14 protein-coding genes are annotated in these 18,384 nt (G+C 42.3%); 5 read left to right on the top strand and 9 right to left on the bottom strand.

The features are described 5' to 3' along the window. The first annotated feature begins 43 nt into the window (after nt 1-43). Both AR328_RS14035 and AR328_RS14030 read left to right on the top strand, forming a co-directional pair. Nucleotides 44-772: an AzlC family ABC transporter permease gene (locus tag AR328_RS14035; RefSeq protein WP_066296205.1), complete on the top strand. Its 729-nt coding sequence runs from the start codon at nt 44-46 to the stop codon at nt 770-772. Further along, the gene (locus AR328_RS14030; RefSeq protein WP_066296202.1) at nt 765-1,070 is read left to right on the top strand and encodes an AzlD domain-containing protein; all 306 of its coding nucleotides are present in this window, start codon (nt 765-767) and stop codon (nt 1,068-1,070) included. Before AR328_RS14035 ends, AR328_RS14030 begins: the two co-directional genes overlap by 8 nt. Nucleotides 1,071-1,123: 53 nt before the next feature. On the opposite strand, the gene AR328_RS14025 is transcribed toward AR328_RS14030, so the two are convergent. From AR328_RS14025 to AR328_RS14015, 3 genes are all read right to left on the bottom strand, one after another. After that, nucleotides 1,124-2,641 (bottom strand): right-handed parallel beta-helix repeat-containing protein, encoded by a 1,518-nt coding sequence (locus AR328_RS14025; protein ID WP_066296199.1) that lies wholly within the window; start codon nt 2,639-2,641, stop codon nt 1,124-1,126. Nucleotides 2,642-2,840: 199 nt separating this feature from the next. Further along, a complete protein-coding gene (locus AR328_RS14020; RefSeq protein WP_066296196.1) occupies nt 2,841-5,249 on the bottom strand; it encodes a beta-glucosidase in 2,409 nt (802 codons plus the stop codon). A gap of 329 nt (nt 5,250-5,578) precedes the next feature. Next, nucleotides 5,579-7,012: a purine-cytosine permease family protein gene (locus AR328_RS14015; protein ID WP_066296191.1), complete on the bottom strand. Its 1,434-nt coding sequence runs from the start codon at nt 7,010-7,012 to the stop codon at nt 5,579-5,581. 391 nt (nt 7,013-7,403) lie between these two features. Here AR328_RS14015 and AR328_RS14010 point away from each other — a divergent pair, with 391 nt between their 5' ends. Further along, nucleotides 7,404-7,835 (top strand): VOC family protein, encoded by a 432-nt coding sequence (locus AR328_RS14010; RefSeq protein ID WP_066297291.1) that lies wholly within the window; start codon nt 7,404-7,406, stop codon nt 7,833-7,835. A 392-nt stretch (nt 7,836-8,227) separates the two neighbouring features. Here AR328_RS14010 and AR328_RS14005 read toward each other — a convergent pair whose 3' ends face one another. Then, a complete protein-coding gene (locus AR328_RS14005) occupies nt 8,228-8,872 on the bottom strand; it encodes a VTT domain-containing protein (protein WP_442854453.1) in 645 nt (214 codons plus the stop codon). Between the two features lie 255 nt (nt 8,873-9,127). Here AR328_RS14005 and AR328_RS14000 point away from each other — a divergent pair, with 255 nt between their 5' ends. Continuing rightward, on the top strand, nt 9,128-9,787 hold the full coding sequence (locus tag AR328_RS14000; protein WP_066296180.1) for a hypothetical protein: 660 nt from the start codon (nt 9,128-9,130) through the stop codon (nt 9,785-9,787). A gap of 236 nt (nt 9,788-10,023) precedes the next feature. On the opposite strand, the gene glsA is transcribed toward AR328_RS14000, so the two are convergent. From glsA to AR328_RS13975, 5 genes are all read right to left on the bottom strand, one after another. Continuing rightward, nucleotides 10,024-10,953: a glutaminase A gene (glsA, locus tag AR328_RS13995; protein ID WP_066296173.1), complete on the bottom strand. Its 930-nt coding sequence runs from the start codon at nt 10,951-10,953 to the stop codon at nt 10,024-10,026. Between the two features lie 66 nt (nt 10,954-11,019). Further along, nucleotides 11,020-12,429, bottom strand: coding sequence for a M20 family metallopeptidase (locus tag AR328_RS13990; RefSeq protein WP_066296170.1), 1,410 nt, complete (start codon nt 12,427-12,429; stop codon nt 11,020-11,022). Continuing rightward, nucleotides 12,413-13,645 (bottom strand): MFS transporter, encoded by a 1,233-nt coding sequence (locus tag AR328_RS13985; protein WP_066296164.1) that lies wholly within the window; start codon nt 13,643-13,645, stop codon nt 12,413-12,415. Before AR328_RS13985 ends, AR328_RS13990 begins: the two co-directional genes overlap by 17 nt. A gap of 202 nt (nt 13,646-13,847) precedes the next feature. Next, entirely contained in the window at nt 13,848-15,155 is a 1,308-nt protein-coding gene (locus tag AR328_RS13980) for a hypothetical protein (RefSeq protein WP_066296161.1), read from the bottom strand. Nucleotides 15,156-15,180: 25 nt separating this feature from the next. Next, nucleotides 15,181-16,281 (bottom strand): metallophosphoesterase, encoded by a 1,101-nt coding sequence (locus tag AR328_RS13975; protein WP_066296157.1) that lies wholly within the window; start codon nt 16,279-16,281, stop codon nt 15,181-15,183. 482 nt (nt 16,282-16,763) lie between these two features. On the opposite strand from AR328_RS13975, the gene AR328_RS13970 reads away from it, so the two are divergent. Beyond that, nucleotides 16,764-18,209 (top strand): sensor domain-containing diguanylate cyclase, encoded by a 1,446-nt coding sequence (locus AR328_RS13970; RefSeq protein ID WP_066296151.1) that lies wholly within the window; start codon nt 16,764-16,766, stop codon nt 18,207-18,209. Nucleotides 18,210-18,384: the final 175 nt, after the last annotated feature.

The raw sequence follows: 18,384 nt of genomic DNA, 5'->3' as shown, positions 1-18,384 counted from the left end.
TACCCTATCATATTAGCATCTATAGAGGAGCGAAAGAGAGAAAATGAAGACAAACATAGGAGATTGGAAAAACGGGCTAAAGAACGGAATTCCCATTGCGATGGGCTATTTTGCGGTTTCGTTTACCTTTGGCATTCTTGCCAAGCAAGCCGGGCTAAATCCGTTTGAAGCAGTATTCATGTCCGTAACAAATTTAACATCGGCTGGACAGTTTGCTGGGCTTACTCTTATTGCCAGTGCCGCAGCCATCATTGAAATTGCTGTCACACAGCTGATTATTAACTCTAGGTATTTTCTAATGTCATTTGCTTTATCCCAAAAAATTGACCCGAAAACACCCCTTTTCCATCGATTAATCATGGCATATGGGATTACGGATGAGGTATTCGGAGTGTCCGTTGCGGTTCCCGGAAAGTTAAGCCCTTATTATGCCTATGGCGTGATGAGTGTTGCGGTGCCAGGATGGGCACTAGGTACACTGTTTGGGGTTATTTCCGGAAATATTCTGCCAGATAGATTGATGAGTGCATTAAGTATTGCATTGTTCGGAATGCTGCTTGCTGTCATTATCCCTCCAGCAAAAGGGAATAAAATCCTTTCCGGGCTAATCGTCACTTCTATGGTACTAAGCCTTGTATTTGCTGAGCTGCAAACCTTAGCATCCATCTCATCAGGTGTAAAAATTATCATCTTAACGATTTTGATTGCAGGTATCGCAGCGTTTGTCTTTCCGGTAAAGGAGCATCCAGTGAAGGAGCATACTCATGAATAATGCTATTTATTATATCTTGGTGATGGCAGTTGTGACCTATCTTATTAGAGTTCTGCCGCTTACACTCGTCAGAAAAGAAATCAAAAATGTCTATATCCGATCGTTTTTATACTATGTTCCATATGTAACATTGGCAGTGATGGTTTTTCCGGCAATTTTAGACGTAACGGCATCGCCATGGTCCGCACTAGTTGGCTTTATTGTGGCCATTCTTTTTGCCTACCGGGGGGCCAGCTTGGTGAGTGTTGCCTTATTGGCCTGTTTATCGGTTTTTGTCGTAGAATTGTTTATATATTAATCATTAAAAATCATTTGGGGAAGGAAATTAATCTCTACTTCCCCATCATGCTGTTATTTTGACTCTCCTTGATCCCCAACTTTTTTAATATCAACACCTTCCTCGATCCCGTCGGCCACCCTTAGCTTGGGTCCTTCAATGTCGTCAATGATGTTTTCGACTATGTTTAGGTCCTTCCCGGCATCGATTCTAATACCGTTGGCGGCCTGTCGAATGACATTGTACGCGATCGTGATGCCTGAGGGGATTCCTTTGCCCCGTCCGTCAGTACCGCGGTCCTCACTGAGCCGTATGGCCCAGAACCCGTCCGTCCCTCCTGTGATGAGATTACCGCGCAACTCCGTACCCGGCGCATTGCGGACTTCAATGCCGGTCTCCGAATTATCCCCGGCGTTGATCCAGTTGTCCTCAATGAGGGTGTCAGGAGTTCCCAGGATGACGAGGACTCCCTGACGGTTTCCAATCAGGTCGTTGGAATGCACCCAGTTTCCAGGTCCAGTAGCGTCGTGCTTGTTCTTAGAACCGCCGGGATTGCCCAGTGCGATGCCCGCCCGCTTCCCGCCGATGACCGTGTTGTTCCGGATCTCGTTCATGTATTCGCCCTCGCCATGCAGGTCGATTGCGTCAAGGAGGCTGCCTACGATGGTGTTCTCAGCCACGAGATTGTTATGCGTGGGGAACTGTAATAGAATCGCGTGCCGCAGATGCCTGCCATCAAAGGTATTGCGGGTGACGATGTTGTGCCGGGAATCATTGGCGGCATCCGGGTCGTGCTGGTCCGCTGAGCCCTCGATAGCGATACCGTACCCCTGTCCGCCGTGGCCAACGGCAGTGGCCCCACTAATGTAGTTTCCAGAGAGAGTCACTTCACGGCTGGCCTTGAGGGAGATACCATGGCGCTCGAACCTGCGTATTCCAAGGTTTTCCACTAGGACCTTGGAGCTTGCCTTCCCTTTGTGGGCACCGAGGTAGACCCCGTACATCGGGCCGCCACCCGCGTTGCCATTGTTGGGATCATCGCCGAATGGACCCTCATAGCGGGAGGTAATAGTGAAATCAGCGATGATGACGTCGTGGATTCCGGAGCCGCGGATCACCCGGCTTCCATGCTCGCCGTCGAAGGAGGTCAACAGCACCGTTCTCTCCCGGCCCTCGCCGCGCAGGTTCACGCCGCTGCGCAACACGATATTCGCCGACTTATCAGCTGGGTCAGTGGAGCGCAGGTCATACGTACCCGCTGGCAGCCAAACCTCATCACCCGGTTTGGCTTCATCAAGGGCCGCTCGAATGGCTGCTGCGTCGTCGTGTGAGTCCGGATTCGGATCTGCCCCAAAATCTGTGACGTCCAGGGTCCTGCCCGTGGCTGGACTCGGCTTCGGCACCTCAATCGGGGCGCCAGACTGGTCTACCAGGCCGGGGGTTTGCCAGTCTCCATGCCCGGATGGGGCTTTGCTCCCGACTGGCCCGTCGGATTTCTTGACGGAGCATGCACTCAAGATGATCACAAGGCTAAAGGCCACCAACCACGAATGTACCAGACCCCACCAGCTGTTCCAAACAAATTCCCTCATCAGACTGTTCACTTCCTTCCTTTATTTTTTTCTTCCCTCTGGTCATCTATGAAGGCTTTGAAAAAAGCAATGAGCCCGCAAGCCTCGGCTTAATTCACCAAGCTCACGGGCTCACTATTTTCAAGATGTCTGACAACCCCTATCGGATTCGCCGATGTCATCCCATAGTCAAAGGCTTATTGACGGAATTTTTTTGCCTTTACCTTCTACCTTGTCCCTGCTGAGTTTTAAAATTCAGCGGAACCTCTTTTTCTAACGGGGTGTTTGCCGAGGAACCACCGACATGTACGCGGTACTTTCCTTTAGCGGTAACCCACTTGCCGTCGGCCCAGTTCTTCAAATTATCCGGTTCTTTCGGAATGAAATAGGAGAACGGACGGTTGGAGTCGGTCTCGTTAATCCTAAGTGTCACTTGCTTGCTCTCACCGGGCTTGAGATAAACCTTCTCGAAGTTGACGAGTCGCTTGGACGGCTGCCCCGCCTCAGCCGGCAGGGTCAAATAGACCTGTGCCGCTTCTTTGCCGGCAACGTCACCGGTATTTGTAATCGTGAAGGAAAGGTCAATACCAGACAACGAGCCGTTGTTGCGGACCCTGTTCACCTTGAGTTTGTCATACTTAAAGGTTGTGTACGAAAGGCCGTACCCAAATGGGAATACAGGCTTCACCTTGTTGGCCCCGTACCAACGGTAACCCATTTCGAGACCCTCTTTGTATTGGGCAATTAGCTGCTCAGAGCCGTTACCGTACGGGCCAGGACCCCCAGGCTTGCCAGTGTCTTGACGGGTTCCAGGGAACTGCTCCTCAGTAGCGAAGGCGGCCTCACGCTCAGTCGCACCGAACGTCATAGGTAACTTGCCGGACGGATTGACCTTACCGTAGAGCAGATTCGCGACGGCATTGCCATCCTCCATTCCTGGATACCAAGCTTCAAGGACTGCTGGGACCTTATTAAGCCACGGCATGAGCACTGTTCCGGAAGTTTTCAGGACAACAACCGTTTTCTTTGCGTTTGCTTTCAGAACCGCGTCGATCAGTGGCTCCTGCTCCACCCAGTCCACTTGATCCGGGTTTTTGTTGAGATCAATAGCCGGGAAGCCAAGTGTCTCGCGGTCCTTAGTCTCATGCGGATTGTCGCCGATCATGAGAAGCACAACGTCGGACTCAGCAGCAAGCTTAGCAGCAGCCTTCGGGTCTCGGCCATCATTGTACGTCACTTTGGTGCTATAGCCTAACTCTTTGATAACATTCTCTAGACCCTGTTTTGGTGTGACCGTATAAGAAGTCACGACGTTCTCGTTGTCGTCCCGAACAGAGCGCGGGGACATCTTTGCTATACCGGCGAACCACTCGACTCCGATCAGCGCGATTGATTTCGGTTTACCGTCTAGCGGCAGGAAGCGGTTATCGTTCTTCAATAGCACGGCCCCTTCTTCTGCTATCTTCCGTGCGCTAGCGCCGTTAACCTTCAGATCGACAATCTCCGGCAGGAACTTGTTGAAAGGCTTGTCCATGTGGCCGTACTCAATCATTTTGATATACCGTGGACGAAGTAGATTGTCAATGTCTTGCTCTGTCATCTGACCCGAGTCAAGTGCCTTCTTAATTGTCTCTTGAGTGTAGTACTGTGGTGCCCAGTCAAGCTCGACATTTGTGCCCGCCTTGATGGCCGCGACCGTGTCGTGAATCGCGCGACGGTCACTCATTACGTAACCGCCGAAGCCCCAGTTGCGACGCAGGGCATCTTGCAGCAGTTCAGAACTATCACACGCATAGGTGCCGTTGACATCCGGAAACGAGCACATTACGGAAGCCGGGTTAGCATCCTTGACAGTCATCTCAAATGGAAGCATGTACAGTTCATTCATGGCCTTTGAGGGAACCCGGACACCCATCGTCCATCGCTCGGTTTCCTGCTCGTTGCCAGCTAAATGCTTGAGTTGAGCCTGGACTCCCTGTTTTTGGATGCCCTTGACCTGCTGGGTCGCCAGGGCACCAGTCAGGTACGGATCCTCACTGAAGTACTCATAGTTCCGGCCGCCGTATGGATGGCGTACGAGGTTCATGCCCGGCCCGAGCAACACATGATGCGCGAAGGCACGTGTCTCCTGGCCAAGGATTCGACCGACCTCATAGTTCAGCCCGCGGTCAAAGGTTGCAGCCATAGCCACAGTGGACGGCAGGCCCGTCGCCACTGGGTCATTGCTGCACGATCCGCCCTTTACACCCGTACCGCCGTTTGTCATGCGGACTGTCGGGATACCCAGTTCCTCAATTCCTCGGATTTGCCGGCCAGTATCCTGAAACTCACAGCCAGGCAGGGTACCTTGAGGCGGGAACACGCCGCTCTGATATTTATTAGTACCGCCCCTCTTAATGACAATCGGCTCACCTTTATCATTTTCATTGAAGCGCGAAATAGCAATTTGCTGGATCTTCTGTTCCAACGTCATCGCATTGAGTAGCAGCTTAGTGCGCTCCTCAGCAGATAGCTTCGTGTTCATCCAGGGCTTGGCCCCTTGCGTCCCACCGTTCGTCGCATAAGTAGGCATGACGAACGTAGACATGAAGAGAATTGCTGTCACTAAAATGGAAATCAGTTTTTTCATTTGATAACTCCCTTACATTTAATTGTCTATTCGTATTGAAATCATTATTTCCACCTTAATATCTCCCTTACATCTAGTTGTCTATTCGTATTGATATCATTCGTTTTTAAAAATCTCCATTACTATCTAGTAAGCCATCCTGGTTTACTGCCAATGTATGAAAATTATCTAAGATGGGTTAGTATCGCTTTGGACGAAACCGTTAAATAAAAAAGTGCTTCCCCTAAAATTTCTTAGGGAAAGCACATATTTAGCTTCCGAACATCAAAAGGTCCTGTTTATCGTTTCAGGACCTTTGATCAAACATGTATCATTTACAATTGTTTTAATTAATCAAGCGGTATTTCTCTTGTGTATTTCGGCATTTTTCTCTCTTTTTCTTTTTTTCGTTGCACACTTAATACTTCAGATTCTTTGCTGTAGTATCTCCCCTTCGTAAAGACTGCCACTGCAACGGTAAGGAGTGAAGCTAGTACCGCCGCAAAGAAAGTAGCTGTATTTTGCAGGAACGTTCCCATATACCCTAATGCTGCAATCGTTCCAAGGACACTTGAGATAATTAATGGTGCAACCCCAACGGGATTCCATTTATATAATTTTTCTTGTCTGGCTTCATATTTCTGCGGTCCAATTTTCAACAGCTTCTTCACGACTAATGCATCTGTAACTAAAATAGCAGCCCATGCCATTAAGAGAACCCCTTGGAATGTCATCGCACTACCTAAATAATCTAGAATACCGCCAAGCATTAGTACGATCGATACGATGCCTGAGACAACAACCCAGAAACGGCGATCAGGTTTGAAATGGAGCACATTCTCAAAGAAATTGGACAATGATAGGGAAGCACTGTATATATTTGTAACGTTAATACGCAGTTGAGTTAACATCGTAAAAATGACTCCGCCTAGTCCAAGAATTGTGACAATATAGATCCCAGGATTAGATTCAGCTAACTTGACACCAAACCAAATTCCAAGTAGTCCCATGACACCAAAACAAAAAATTTGCGGAATAAATCCGATCATAATGGATCCAAATGTAATATCTTTTGGTTTAAGGAAACGCGCATAATCCGATGCAATTAAGGCGGTTAGTCCCATAATTCCATGTTGCATTCCTATACATAACAATAAAGCTGTTCCACCTATCTGTACACCTTCAGGCATATAGCTCCAAAAGTGCCCGTCAAATTGAGAGGGTATATTGGCTGCGACAATGATAATGGCAATTAAAAAGATAAAGAAGATTGGTAATGACCATTTTTGTAATTTATCCAATTGTTTAATGCCAAACCAGTTTAGCGGGATGACAATGGATCCAAAAACGATAATTAATATCCATAGTGGAATTGTGGGGAAATATGCATGTACTGCGGAAACGAGTATCATCCCTTCAAAGGCGCAATACATGATGAAATTAGATGCGTAAATTAATGAAGTTAACGAAGCACCAATATATCCAAAACCCTGTCTAGACATAAGGTTTACGTTCATTCCTGATTTCGCGGATAAATAGGCAATCACTGTACCTAAGACTCCAGCAATCACGATGGCATAAATCGCTGATATAATCGCGTTCATAGCGCCATACTGAAGTGCCATTACACTACCAGTTTGAAAATAAAAAATCGCAGTAGCAATACCAAACGTAATGTTGGTTACACTAAACCATCCCATATTACGTTTTTCTTCTGGAACCTTATCAAATGAATAATCGTCTTTTTCTTCTTCTTGGAGACCTTTTGTAAGATCTGCACTCATGCAATCATCCTTTCATGGTGCTCTCCACATCCTGTCCCATCTTTCGCTTTCATTTTATTTTTACTTTCAAATCTCCCCCCTTTTAAGATTGAATGCTTGTTTTGGGTACAGCTTAATGTGTAAGTTAGAGCAAAGTTTTATTAAGAAAACGAAAACAATATATCTATTGTATACATAGTTAGTTTACATAATCAAGGGCCAGTGGTTAAGTAGCCATGAAAAAGCCTTAAAAAATAGGGGTTTTTCTTAATTGAAACACATCCACCTCATGCATCACCGCGTATAAATATACTAGAAGTACATGATGTGGGGTCAGTCCAGTTTACGCAAGCTGCGTATTAATGTATCATGAATGGAGTTGTCCAAATTATTCCAAAGGGGTTGTTGTATGATGTCAATCGGTTTAAACCCGTATTTGTTTTTTAATGGTAACACGGGAGAAGCGGTACAATTTTATGAGAAGGCTCTTGGCGGAAAAGTAATGGGTATCACGACGTTCGGAGATATGCCTGCCGACCCGAATTATCCGTTGAGCGATGACATGAAAAACCGCGTCATGCATGCACACTTGAAAGTCGGCGACGCGGATCTCATGTTCTCCGATACGTATGACGGCATGCCTTATCAGCCAGGCGAGACGGTTCAAATTGCCGTTCATCCAAAAGAAGAGGCAAGAGCGAGAGAAATCTTCGCCGCTTTGGAAGATGGCGGACAAGTCATTGTACCCCTTCATAAGACGGATTGGACCCCCTTGTATGGGATGGTAAAGGACAAGTTCGGGGTTAACTTCCATATAAATGTATCAGGGGAGCAGCAACAGTAATAACAAAACCTTCTGTTCACGAATGGACAGGAGGTTTTGTTTATTTTTAATAGAATCTTCTTGTCCTTAATTATGAATCTAGCCAAGGAAAAGTAAGCGGAGATTTTCCGGTTAATACAGAATGGGGCTTGTTTTCGGGGTTAATAAAGGGAGATTTTCCGGCTATGCAAAGTAAAATCCCCCAATTTTGTGTTTTTCGAGCCAATAGCCGGAATCTCTCCGTCTATTAGGGCTGTTTTCAATGATATTTATTAATTAAGCGGAATTTATACGACTATTTTTCTGATTACGTACTTAACGAAATCCCCCAACTATAGGGGAAGGGCATCCAGTTAAAAACTGCCTCTATTTAAAGAGCGGTTCTCCGTAGCCTGACCACATCCTTGGAACCGTCATCCTTTCTTCAATTGCCCCCGAATCAAACCAATAATGGCTGGCAGCACAGAAACGAAGATAATGGCTAAAAGAACCGTTGAAAAGTTGTCTTTGACAATTGGGATATTGCCGAAAAAGTAGCCTAAGATCGTACAAACTCCTACCCATACTGCGGCCCCAACCACATTATAAATCAAGAAATACCGGTAGTTCATCCTGCTCGCCCCTGCAATAAAAGGAATGAACGTGCGAATAAACGGCATAAAGCGGGCGATCACAATCGTTTTTCCTCCATGCTGATTAAAGAAATCCTCAGCTCTCATCATTTTATCTTGGTTAATCAATCTTCCCATTAAACTTCCTTGTGAAATGGTAGTCCCTACTTTACTGCCGATATGATAATTGACAGTATCCCCAATTACCGCCGCGAAAAAATAGACAATGAATAGTAAATAAATGTTAAATGCCCCCATCGCGGCAAGAGCACCACTAGCAAATAATAAGGAATCACCCGGTAAGAAAGGGAAAATCACAATTCCCGTTTCTACAAATACGATTAAAAATACGATTCCATATGACCATCCGCCAAAGTTTTTGATGATTTCAACTAGATGTTCATCAATATGTAGGATGAAATCAATGATGTTTTGAATTATTGTCAAATTTGTTCCCACTTTCATAGTTTTCTTATCAGGTAATCTGACTTCGTAATGTAGTCTTTTTCATTTTCACCTATATATGTTATCACAAAACACTTGAAATGCTCATCACTTTATAACCCTAGAAGTTGTTCGAAGTGGGAGAGGCTATATCAGGGCATTCCTGCTCTTTCGAAGATATTTGAATAAAATAAGTTTTTTATTTATACAATAAGATAGACTTATTATTTCTATCTTAATTAAGAAAGGCAGCGGAACATGGATACTGTTATCTATTCATTACTTACCATCTCATACCTAATTCTATTCATACTAGGTAGCCTGCTGACTAAAGGGCAAAGTTGGACTGACATTGGAAATGTACTAATGATGGTTATTCTGGCTTTACTCTATGATAATGGGATCCTAGCACTGGGGAAATACATGGGAGAGGGAGACTTACTGAGGGCATTAAACCTAGCCCGATACTATTTGCATGCCCTTATCACCCCCCTGCTTGTCCTCTTTGCCTGGCATACTCTAGTAAAGGCAAATCTTAAATGGGCAAAAAAAGGCATTGTCCCATGGCTTGCTGTCTTATTGACGATTTGTTTGATTATCGTCGAATTCGTTACAGTGGTCAGGGGAATTACCCTAGAACCTACTATGAAGTATGGTGTTTTAAGCTATAAAAATGTAGGAGCTGGAGACGGACCTCCTGTCATGATCATTGGTGTCTCCATTGTGTTAGTCGTTACATCAATTATGATCTGGATGAAGCAAAAATGGCCATGGTATTTTATCGGAACCTTAATTATGAGCTTCGCACCAATGATCCACTTTTTAAAAACTGCTGCCTTACATAATATAGCTGAATTCATATTAATACTGGCCCTGCTTGCTACAAAGGCTTATCAAGATAAAAAAATATACAGTTGAAGGGCTGGAAATGAAGAGTATCCTCATAAAAAAACAATAAAAACCCAACCTTTGTTTCAAGTTGGGAGAAGTTAAAACTCCATTTAAACTAACGGATTTTTAGCTCATATTTATTGTCTACTTGAAATCATTTATTGGCCCTTTAATCATTTTCTATTTCCTTCTTTAGTAATATCGAGACGGTGCTTTCGAAACCCGCGAACAATTACAATGAGAACCGGCCCTATTTCTCCCTTTCAAAAAATGCTTAAATCATAAGTCTGCGAAAGTTTTTCAATAAATTTCATGCCTGCAACGCTATTGCCTATATCATCGATTCCCGGGCTAAAAACACCGATGCCTAATTTCCCTTTAAGGTATTCAACTTTACCGTCCGCTACTGTACATAAAACGCCGCCTGATACACCACTTTTCATTGGAATTCCAATAGAAGCAGCATACTTTCCTGAGGCGTTATAAAGTCCACAAGTTGTCATCAAAGCTTTAGTTACTTTTGCTGTTTTAGGTGTTATAAACTTTTCGTTTGTTGATGGATGCACGCCATTTCCGGCAAGCATAAGCCCTATTTTTGCAAGATCCTTTGCGGAAACCTCGAGTGAGCATAAACGAATATAGGTCTCTACCGATTCCTCTACATCACAAAGCAAATAATCATTTGCCTTTAAATAATGAGCAATTGCCCGGTTCCTATGGGTTGTTTCAATTTCGGAACGATAAACCTCTTCGTTTACTTGATGGAGATGACCTGTAATACGATATAAAAAATCCGCAACATATGCTATTCGATCCTTCACAGTTTCTCCGGGTAGCATGGAGGCAACAGTAATTGCACCCGCATTTATCATCGGATTAAATGGTTTCCCCGGTGCCGTGCTTTCTAGACGAATAATTGAATTAAAAGCGTCACCTGTTGGTTCAACATCTACTTTATCAAGGACAAATTGTAATCCATGATATTCACAGGCCACAATAAAATTAATAACCTTTGAAATGCTTTGCAGAGTAAATTGTGCTTCTATATTACCAGCCTCAAAACAATTTCCACTTTGATCTATGATACATGCGGCAAATTGGTCTACAGATTGAAGCGCTAATACCGGAATATAAGATGCAGGTTTCCCTCTCATTGTATATGTTTTTGCTGTATTTGTAATTTGCTCTAGCATCCTGTTTACCTCTCTTTTATGACGAAAGAGATGCCCATTGATGGTAACATCTCTTTTTCAATTACTTTATGTTTCTGGAATGAGTGAAACGTACTCTTCATCCTTTAACCGAGTCTTTAACTCCTCTTTTGCTTCCTCAATAATTTTCGGATTTTCCATACAAGCAATCGCAGTGCGAGCCATAATATCCGCCGCATAAAGCATACCTTTATGTCCAATTGGCGTATTACCAACAGCTACTACTTGCCAAGTATGGAGTGGTGTCCCAAGTGCAAAACAAGAAGTTGTACATTGTACTGTTGGTGTTTTCCAGCTAACATCTCCAACATCAGTAGAGCCATACAGCATCATCTCTTGTGATAATGGGGATACATGCTCGCATAGACGCTTGTTGCCTATTAATTCCTTTTGCTCAGGAGACATATTCATATAAGCTAAAGCCTTGCTCTCATCATTCAATGTTTGATAAATTTGCTCAGCAAAAGCAAAGTCCTCTTCACTAAATTGAAGGGATGGGGCCTCATCAAACTGCTGCTGCATCACTTTTGCAAGTGTTGTATTTGGAATTAAATCCGATGCTGCCCCCTCAAAGTGTTCCTCAAATGTTGTTTCTGTCATTAAGGCCGCACCTTGAGCAATTTTTTGAACACGCTTATGGATATCCATTACTTGCTGTTTCTTTGGCGCACGAATTAAATAAGAAACCTCCGCATAGGGCTGAACTACATTTGGAGATGTACCACCACTATTGACCACAGCATAATGAATGCGCGCTTCTTGAATAACATGTTCACGCAGGTAGTTTACACCAACATTCATTAGCTCCACTGCATCTAAAGCACTGCGCCCAAGATGAGGAGCTGCAGCCGCATGAGCGCTCTTACCTGTAAATTTAAAAGTCGCAGCGTAGTTTGCTAGTGTTGTTATATTCCAAATTGCATTGTTTGTCATTGGATGCCACGAAATAGCCGTATCTACATCATTAAACACACCATGCTTTGCCATGTGGGCTTTACCTGATCCGTTTTCTTCAGCCGGACAACCGTAAAAGCGAATAGTGAACGGTGCATTTGTTTTTTCAACATATTCTTTCGCCGCTACTGCTGCTGCAAATGCACCTGTACCAAGTAAATTGTGTCCACAGCCGTGCCCATTGCCATTCTCTTCAACCGGAGAATATTCTGCTTTTCCACCTTCTTGACTTAATAATGGCAGGGCATCATATTCACCTAAAAATGCTATAACAGTCGGACCACTGCCAAAGCTGCCCATGATCGCAGTTCCAAGACTCGCTATATTTTTTTTAACTGTAAATCCTTCAGCTTTTAATGCTTCCTCCATTACTGAAGCCGCATATCTTTCTTTAAAATGCAATTCCGGTTTTGCCCAGATTTTATCACTGATTGTTGTAAACGTTTTCTTTTTCTCTTGAAGAAAATTGGTTACATGAAATAATGAATTATGCAATGTACTCATGCTCTGCCTCCTTATTACCTTGACCATTTGAAGAGATTGTTAAAATCGCACCTACACAAATAATCGAAATCACTACTAACAGCCACATTGCAGCATTATATGAACCATTAAATGAATCAACCATGAACCCTATTAAGGTAGGTGTAACAAATCCTGCCAGTTGTCCCCCGGTGTTTGCCATACCCATAGCTGTTCCCGCATAATCTGAAGGAATTCTCTTTAACACAAATGATGGTAATAGTAACATAACAAAAGTCAATAACAATGTTACGATACTTTGGTATGTGATAAATAACGCAATCAATTCTGCATTAAACATTAAATATAGGAATCCAGCTAAAACGAGTGCACATATAGCACCAATAAACTTATTTACTTTTAAATCTAATTTGTCGATTAAATAGCCAAATATCAACATGGCAATAATCTGAATAGCACCAGGTATCATTTGTAACCAGCCAATGGAAACTAAATCAAGCCCACGTACATCTGATAAATATTTCGGCATCCAAGAATTTAAACCCCAGTTCACCGCATAAATGGTAAAGTAAGCAATTACTAAACTCCACATTAATGGCCTTTTAAATAAAATGCCTAATATCGCTTTTACTTGAGGCCCTTTAACAGACTCTTTTGCTACTTCATCCTTAGGTACATATTTCCAATATAGGAATGCAATAATTGCCCCCAATGAACCAGCAATAACAAAGAATGTACGCCATCCAATAGTTACCAATAATGCAGCTGAAATAATGGGTACAAGCATCGCCATAATCCCACCAGATGTAAGCATGATAGACATTGCCTTACTTCGCTCATTCACAGGGAAAGACGTTGAAATAATCTTTGAAGCTGAAGGTTGGAAACCGCCCTCACCAATTCCGAATAAGAATCGAATGACCACCATCACACCTAATGTCAATGCAACTGCTGTTAAACCTGTAAAGATGGACCATACAATCACCGCTACTAATAAAACCCGTTTTGCCCCAAATTTATCAGCCAAAATCCCCCCGGGCAATTGCATTAACGCATATCCTAGAAAAAATGAGCTCAAGATTAAACCTGTCTCCGTTGCTGTTAGCGCAAGATCCTTACCAATATACACAACGGCATAATTCATTAAATAACGGTCTAGGTTCCCTAATGCCCAACCAATGAATAGTAGCATTACCAATGTTTTACGAAGTTTTTTCTCCAGAATATTTTCTTTCATAAATGCCCTCCTTTTTTATTTAGCGACATTTTCGTAAAATATACGTAAATTATATATCGAATTGTAAAAGCTTTCAATAAATTTTTTGGGGTTTCAAAATAACTGAAAATAGTTTTGGAATATGGTTTTGGATTAAAAGAAAAAAACACTTTCTATCTTAAAATAGAAAATGCTTTTTCCCATTACAATATTTCAATTAGTATTATGCACGTAAATTATATAACTTAGCAGGGCGCCCCCTTGAATTGCGACTTTCCTCCCCACAATATTCAATCAGTTCAACCTTCGCTAATTCTGAAATAATTCGCTGCGCATTCCGTTCAGTCATGTTCAACTCTTTTGCCAACATTTTTGCACTAAATGCCTCAACTTTTAACTCGTTCATAATGGCCTCGATTTTTGCAAACATTTTTCCACTGATAGACGTTTTATTCAGTCGTTCAATTAACTCCTTATCTTGAATACGACTTGCATACGAAATTTGCGATGACCCTTGGGCAATTTCTGTCATTGCCCCATCTTCCTGCATTACAACAATACCTTGGGTCCCCTTCTCCATTAAATGTTGTATGGCATGATGCGCATAATTTTCCGCATAGTAAACCGTAGAGGCATGTCCAATACCAACAACAACTTGCTGTTCTGTTTCAACTGACAAACGATCAATCATTTCAAATATTGCATTAATATTTCGTTCAACAATCCCACGCGAACTAAAAATGACAAAGCGGCCATTACTTTCCTCAATTAGGTATCCATCTATTTTTTCACAAATTTGCAGAATAATTTTTTTCATATTAAGCTGTAAAAAATGGATTCCATAGCCATTTTTATTCGCCATTTTTATTAAATCAAAATTTTTAATTTGTACAACTAAAGCAGTGGTTTGGGTTTCCTTATAATAAAATGTTTGGATTTTTTCGCTAAATAGTTGTAGCGTGTGATAAATAGCCTGGGTGTGTGGGCTAACCAAACAAACAGGAATCCCCATCTCCTTTAATTTTTCTTCGACTGTCGGGTAAACCGTAATGACACTATCTATTTTTTGTTCATTCCAGAGTGCTGCATGATGGACTATAATTTCAGCGATGGATGTGTTAGCCGTAAATCGTATGATATATACATGATTTAAAATTTTATCTAAATCTACTATTTCATCAAAAAAGCTTTCCTCAGGAACATCTAGTACGTCGATACTAACATTTTTCACTAACTTTCCAATTTCATGGCTTATTTCTAGCACACCGCGATAAAACATATCCCCTGTAATAAAAATATACTCCATTCTATCCTTTGAAAAATGCTTTGATTTTTGTGCGATCTTATAAGGAATATAGCCTGAAAATAGCCAAAAATCGACATTATTATGATGTTTTTCTAGTATATCCGTTGTTTCACTTACAATGTTATAGGAGTATCCGACAAATGTTAGGTTTGATTCAAATTCTTTTGCGTAGTGTAAAATTACCCCAACTGAACGTGCCGGTCCTACAATACCAACCTTATACATAGGTGATTCTCACTTCCCAATTTACTTATTCAAAATCCACCTGAATTCTCACAATTTCTGACCTCGTTCCAATCCGGATTGGCGGGCCCCAGAATCCAAAACCTTCTGTTACAACCGAATGCATGCTGCCCTTCTTAAAATACCCCCAAGAATTCTCATAAATCGAATCCGTAATTAAGTTCGCCGGGAAAACTTGGCCGTGGTGAGTGTGCCCCGACAACATCAAGTCTATACCCGCTTTTTGGGCAATATCCAAGTCATAGGGCTGATGGTCAAGGAGGATCACCGGTTTGGAGAGGTCAACCCCCTTCATGATCTGGTTCAATTCCGATCTATCGGGATCTCTGCGGTCTTTTCGCCCAATCAATGTAAGTTGGTCTTCGATTGTAACAGCTTCATCATAAAGTACGTTGATTCCACTTCGCTCTATTGTATCAATTAATTCCTGCATCGTACCGTTATGCCGGTCGTGGTTTCCCAAAGTGGCGTATACACCAAAGGGAGCGTGAAGCTTGGATAAAATCTCATCAATCCCCTGGTCCAAGAAAGGTTGTATATCATCGTCAATTAGATCTCCCGGCAGTAGGATGATATCCGGTTTCATCCCATTGATTTCTTTAACTAGACGCTTCGCATGATCTTTGCCAGACAACAACCCAAAATGTGTATCCGCGGCCATTGCAATGGTTAGTGAATCTAATGATGGGGTATTTTTTCCCATATGGATTGAATACGTACGAACGATTGGATTATATGCATTATAAGTACCATAAATAAGTAAGGAAATCGTTAGAACCAAAATCACTATTCCCGCCCACTTCTGCGTACCGGTGCGTGGCAATCGAGTTAAGCGCAGCACGATCACAGAAATATGGGCAACTGGCACCAACAGGAGAAACAGATAAAAAATGGCCATCCAGTATGCGCCGATTTTGCTGAGAAATGTAATCCCCGAAATTCGACCCATAATGAAGGAAGTAGCTGCTATGGCTACTACCATGGTGTAAAGTATTTTAAACCTTCGCGACGATTTTTCCGGACGCAGCCAACGATATCCACGCCAGCCGATATAATACACCAACCCGACGTAGATTAATAAGGCGATGATCCCTATCATGATAAACATTGTTCATTCTCCTAATCCTGAAGTAACCCTAGTAAACTAGTTCATTCATTAATAGTAACATGAATTAGGAAATGGATGAGCATTGGAAATCTCATAAATATTTTGGCAAGGGGAATTTCCTATTTTGCCGATTTTTGATACAGGTATGAGCATCCATAGGCGGAGAATTTCCGGCTAATGTCTTAAAGAAGGCTAAAGAAGCGGATATAAGCGGACATATTCCGACTAACTTCTCAAAATCGGGCAAAATACAAAGATTTGGATAATATAACCGGAATAAGCACCTTTATTTTCAGGGAAATATGAGCATTTCCCAAAATAGGCGGAATTCTTCCGTTTATTTTTCAAACAGTGAAATCAACCAGTCACCGGTAGTGGATACGACACCATTTAACAAGAAATGTCCCATTGTTTTCGTGACAGGCCGCTGTTTTCAATGATAAAATACAGGTGTGATTTGATTACAAGGGATGGTAGTTCTGATGGAGTTATTGGCAAAAAACGCTACGTGTGAAAATGATATAGAGCAACAATTTATCGAATGTAATGAAAACCTATTATTCGAGCGAATTAAGCACGTTTCCTATATGCTCATCTTCACCTATCCCTGTTATTTCATTGTGGACTTTATCCTTTTGGCTAAACTGAATAACCCAATTTATAAATTTAACCTTTCAGCCTTTCATATCATAGGGCTGATGATCTCCCTTATCTTTTTGATCGTCTATCGCCGTAGCAAGGACAACGCCAAAGGGCCAATTATTCTCACCTATGTATTTCTTTATTTGTTTATAGGCGCCGTTTCTTCTATCAACAGCCAGCTTAATAATGGGAATATCTATGCATATATTATTGTTCTTTTAGCGGCTGCTGTTGTCTTCCCGGTTCAGCCACGGCACCAAGCTGGCCTCATTACGGGAACTCATCTGTTTTTCATTACAGGATTGTTTTTGCTTGAAAAAAATCACTTTTCATTTTTATTTAAGATGGTGAATTCAACGGGTGCTGCTGTTATTTCATTTACGATTGCGTATGCCTTCTATACCTTCCGCAAAAATAATTTTACTAACGAATGGAAACTAATGAAGAATGAAGAGAGCTTTCGCAGATTATTTCACATGAATCCTAATCCGTTGGTCCTTTTCAACTTTACAACCGGCAACATTTTGCTCCTAAATCAGCAAGCCATCGAATACTTTCATTTGAAAAATAAAGATATGACAAAGCTTGATGGATGGTTCATGCTGACCACACCGGAGGAAAAACAAGCAATCGTAAAAAAACTCGAAGAACATCAATGCTTAAAAAATTATATGGTCAAACATAAACAGCAATGGTCGATGCTCAATTTTGAACTGGTCAATTACTTAGGTGAATCCTGTGTCCTAATTGGAAGCACGGACATTACAGATTTGAAGGCAACGGAAGAAGAGCTTTATCATCATGCATCGCTTGACCCGCTTACAGGAGTTCTCAACAGAAGGCGAGGAATGGAAATCCTTTCACAACACCTTATAGATGGATCATCAGAATTCATAGTCTGCTATATTGATATAAACAATTTAAAAGTGGTAAATGACATGTACGGACATTCTGCAGGCGATGACCTGATTACTACTTGCTGCGAAACCATCAAACTCCATACTAAAGAAAAAGACGTCCTTTTCCGCCTTGGCGGTGATGAATTTATCATTCTATTTTTCGAACGGCAAATGGACACCGCACAAGCAATCTGGTCCAACATTCAAAGTGAGCTTCAGAATATGGCTATAAGCGGACAAAGACCCTACCCAATCTCAGCCAGCCACGGTTTGTATCAATATAAACCCGGAACTAATTTTAACCCTGAAGAAATCCTGGAATTGGCGGACCAGGAAATGTATAAAGAAAAGTCTAAGCATAGAATAAAGCAAGTGGCGCTTAACTAGATAGGTGCCACGTGAAAAATCTCTCACTTGTGGTGAGGGGTTTTTTATTTGTAGGTTTTCACAGCAACTATTGAAAGTAAAATAAACGGAGGTTTTCCGGTTAAATGCGGAATGGTGCTCGTCTCGGGAAAAATAAGGGGAGGTTTTCCGACTATGCCAAGCAAAATCCCTTATT

This window comes from Bacillus sp. FJAT-29937 (assembly GCF_001509555.1).
Lineage (GTDB): Bacteria > Bacillota > Bacilli > Bacillales > Cytobacillaceae > Cytobacillus.
Note: the sequence above shows the minus strand (reverse complement) of the source record. Positions and strands in the feature narration are given on the sequence as shown.

Excerpts from the sequence above, each read along its gene's own strand:
- AR328_RS14035 (WP_066296205.1), top strand. The coding sequence starts at position 44 with ATGAAGACAAACATAGGAGATTGGAAAAACGGGCTAAAGAACGGAATT.
- AR328_RS14030 (WP_066296202.1), top strand. The coding sequence starts at position 765 with ATGAATAATGCTATTTATTATATCTTGGTGATGGCAGTTGTGACCTAT.
- AR328_RS14025 (WP_066296199.1), bottom strand. The coding sequence starts at position 2,641 with ATGAGGGAATTTGTTTGGAACAGCTGGTGGGGTCTGGTACATTCGTGG.
- AR328_RS14020 (WP_066296196.1), bottom strand. The coding sequence starts at position 5,249 with ATGAAAAAACTGATTTCCATTTTAGTGACAGCAATTCTCTTCATGTCT.
- AR328_RS14015 (WP_066296191.1), bottom strand. The coding sequence starts at position 7,012 with ATGAGTGCAGATCTTACAAAAGGTCTCCAAGAAGAAGAAAAAGACGAT.
- AR328_RS14010 (WP_066297291.1), top strand. The coding sequence starts at position 7,404 with ATGTCAATCGGTTTAAACCCGTATTTGTTTTTTAATGGTAACACGGGA.
- AR328_RS14000 (WP_066296180.1), top strand. The coding sequence starts at position 9,128 with ATGGATACTGTTATCTATTCATTACTTACCATCTCATACCTAATTCTA.
- glsA (WP_066296173.1), bottom strand. The coding sequence starts at position 10,953 with ATGCTAGAGCAAATTACAAATACAGCAAAAACATATACAATGAGAGGG.
- AR328_RS13990 (WP_066296170.1), bottom strand. The coding sequence starts at position 12,429 with ATGAGTACATTGCATAATTCATTATTTCATGTAACCAATTTTCTTCAA.
- AR328_RS13985 (WP_066296164.1), bottom strand. The coding sequence starts at position 13,645 with ATGAAAGAAAATATTCTGGAGAAAAAACTTCGTAAAACATTGGTAATG.
- AR328_RS13980 (WP_066296161.1), bottom strand. The coding sequence starts at position 15,155 with ATGTATAAGGTTGGTATTGTAGGACCGGCACGTTCAGTTGGGGTAATT.
- AR328_RS13975 (WP_066296157.1), bottom strand. The coding sequence starts at position 16,281 with ATGTTTATCATGATAGGGATCATCGCCTTATTAATCTACGTCGGGTTG.
- AR328_RS13970 (WP_066296151.1), top strand. The coding sequence starts at position 16,764 with ATGGAGTTATTGGCAAAAAACGCTACGTGTGAAAATGATATAGAGCAA.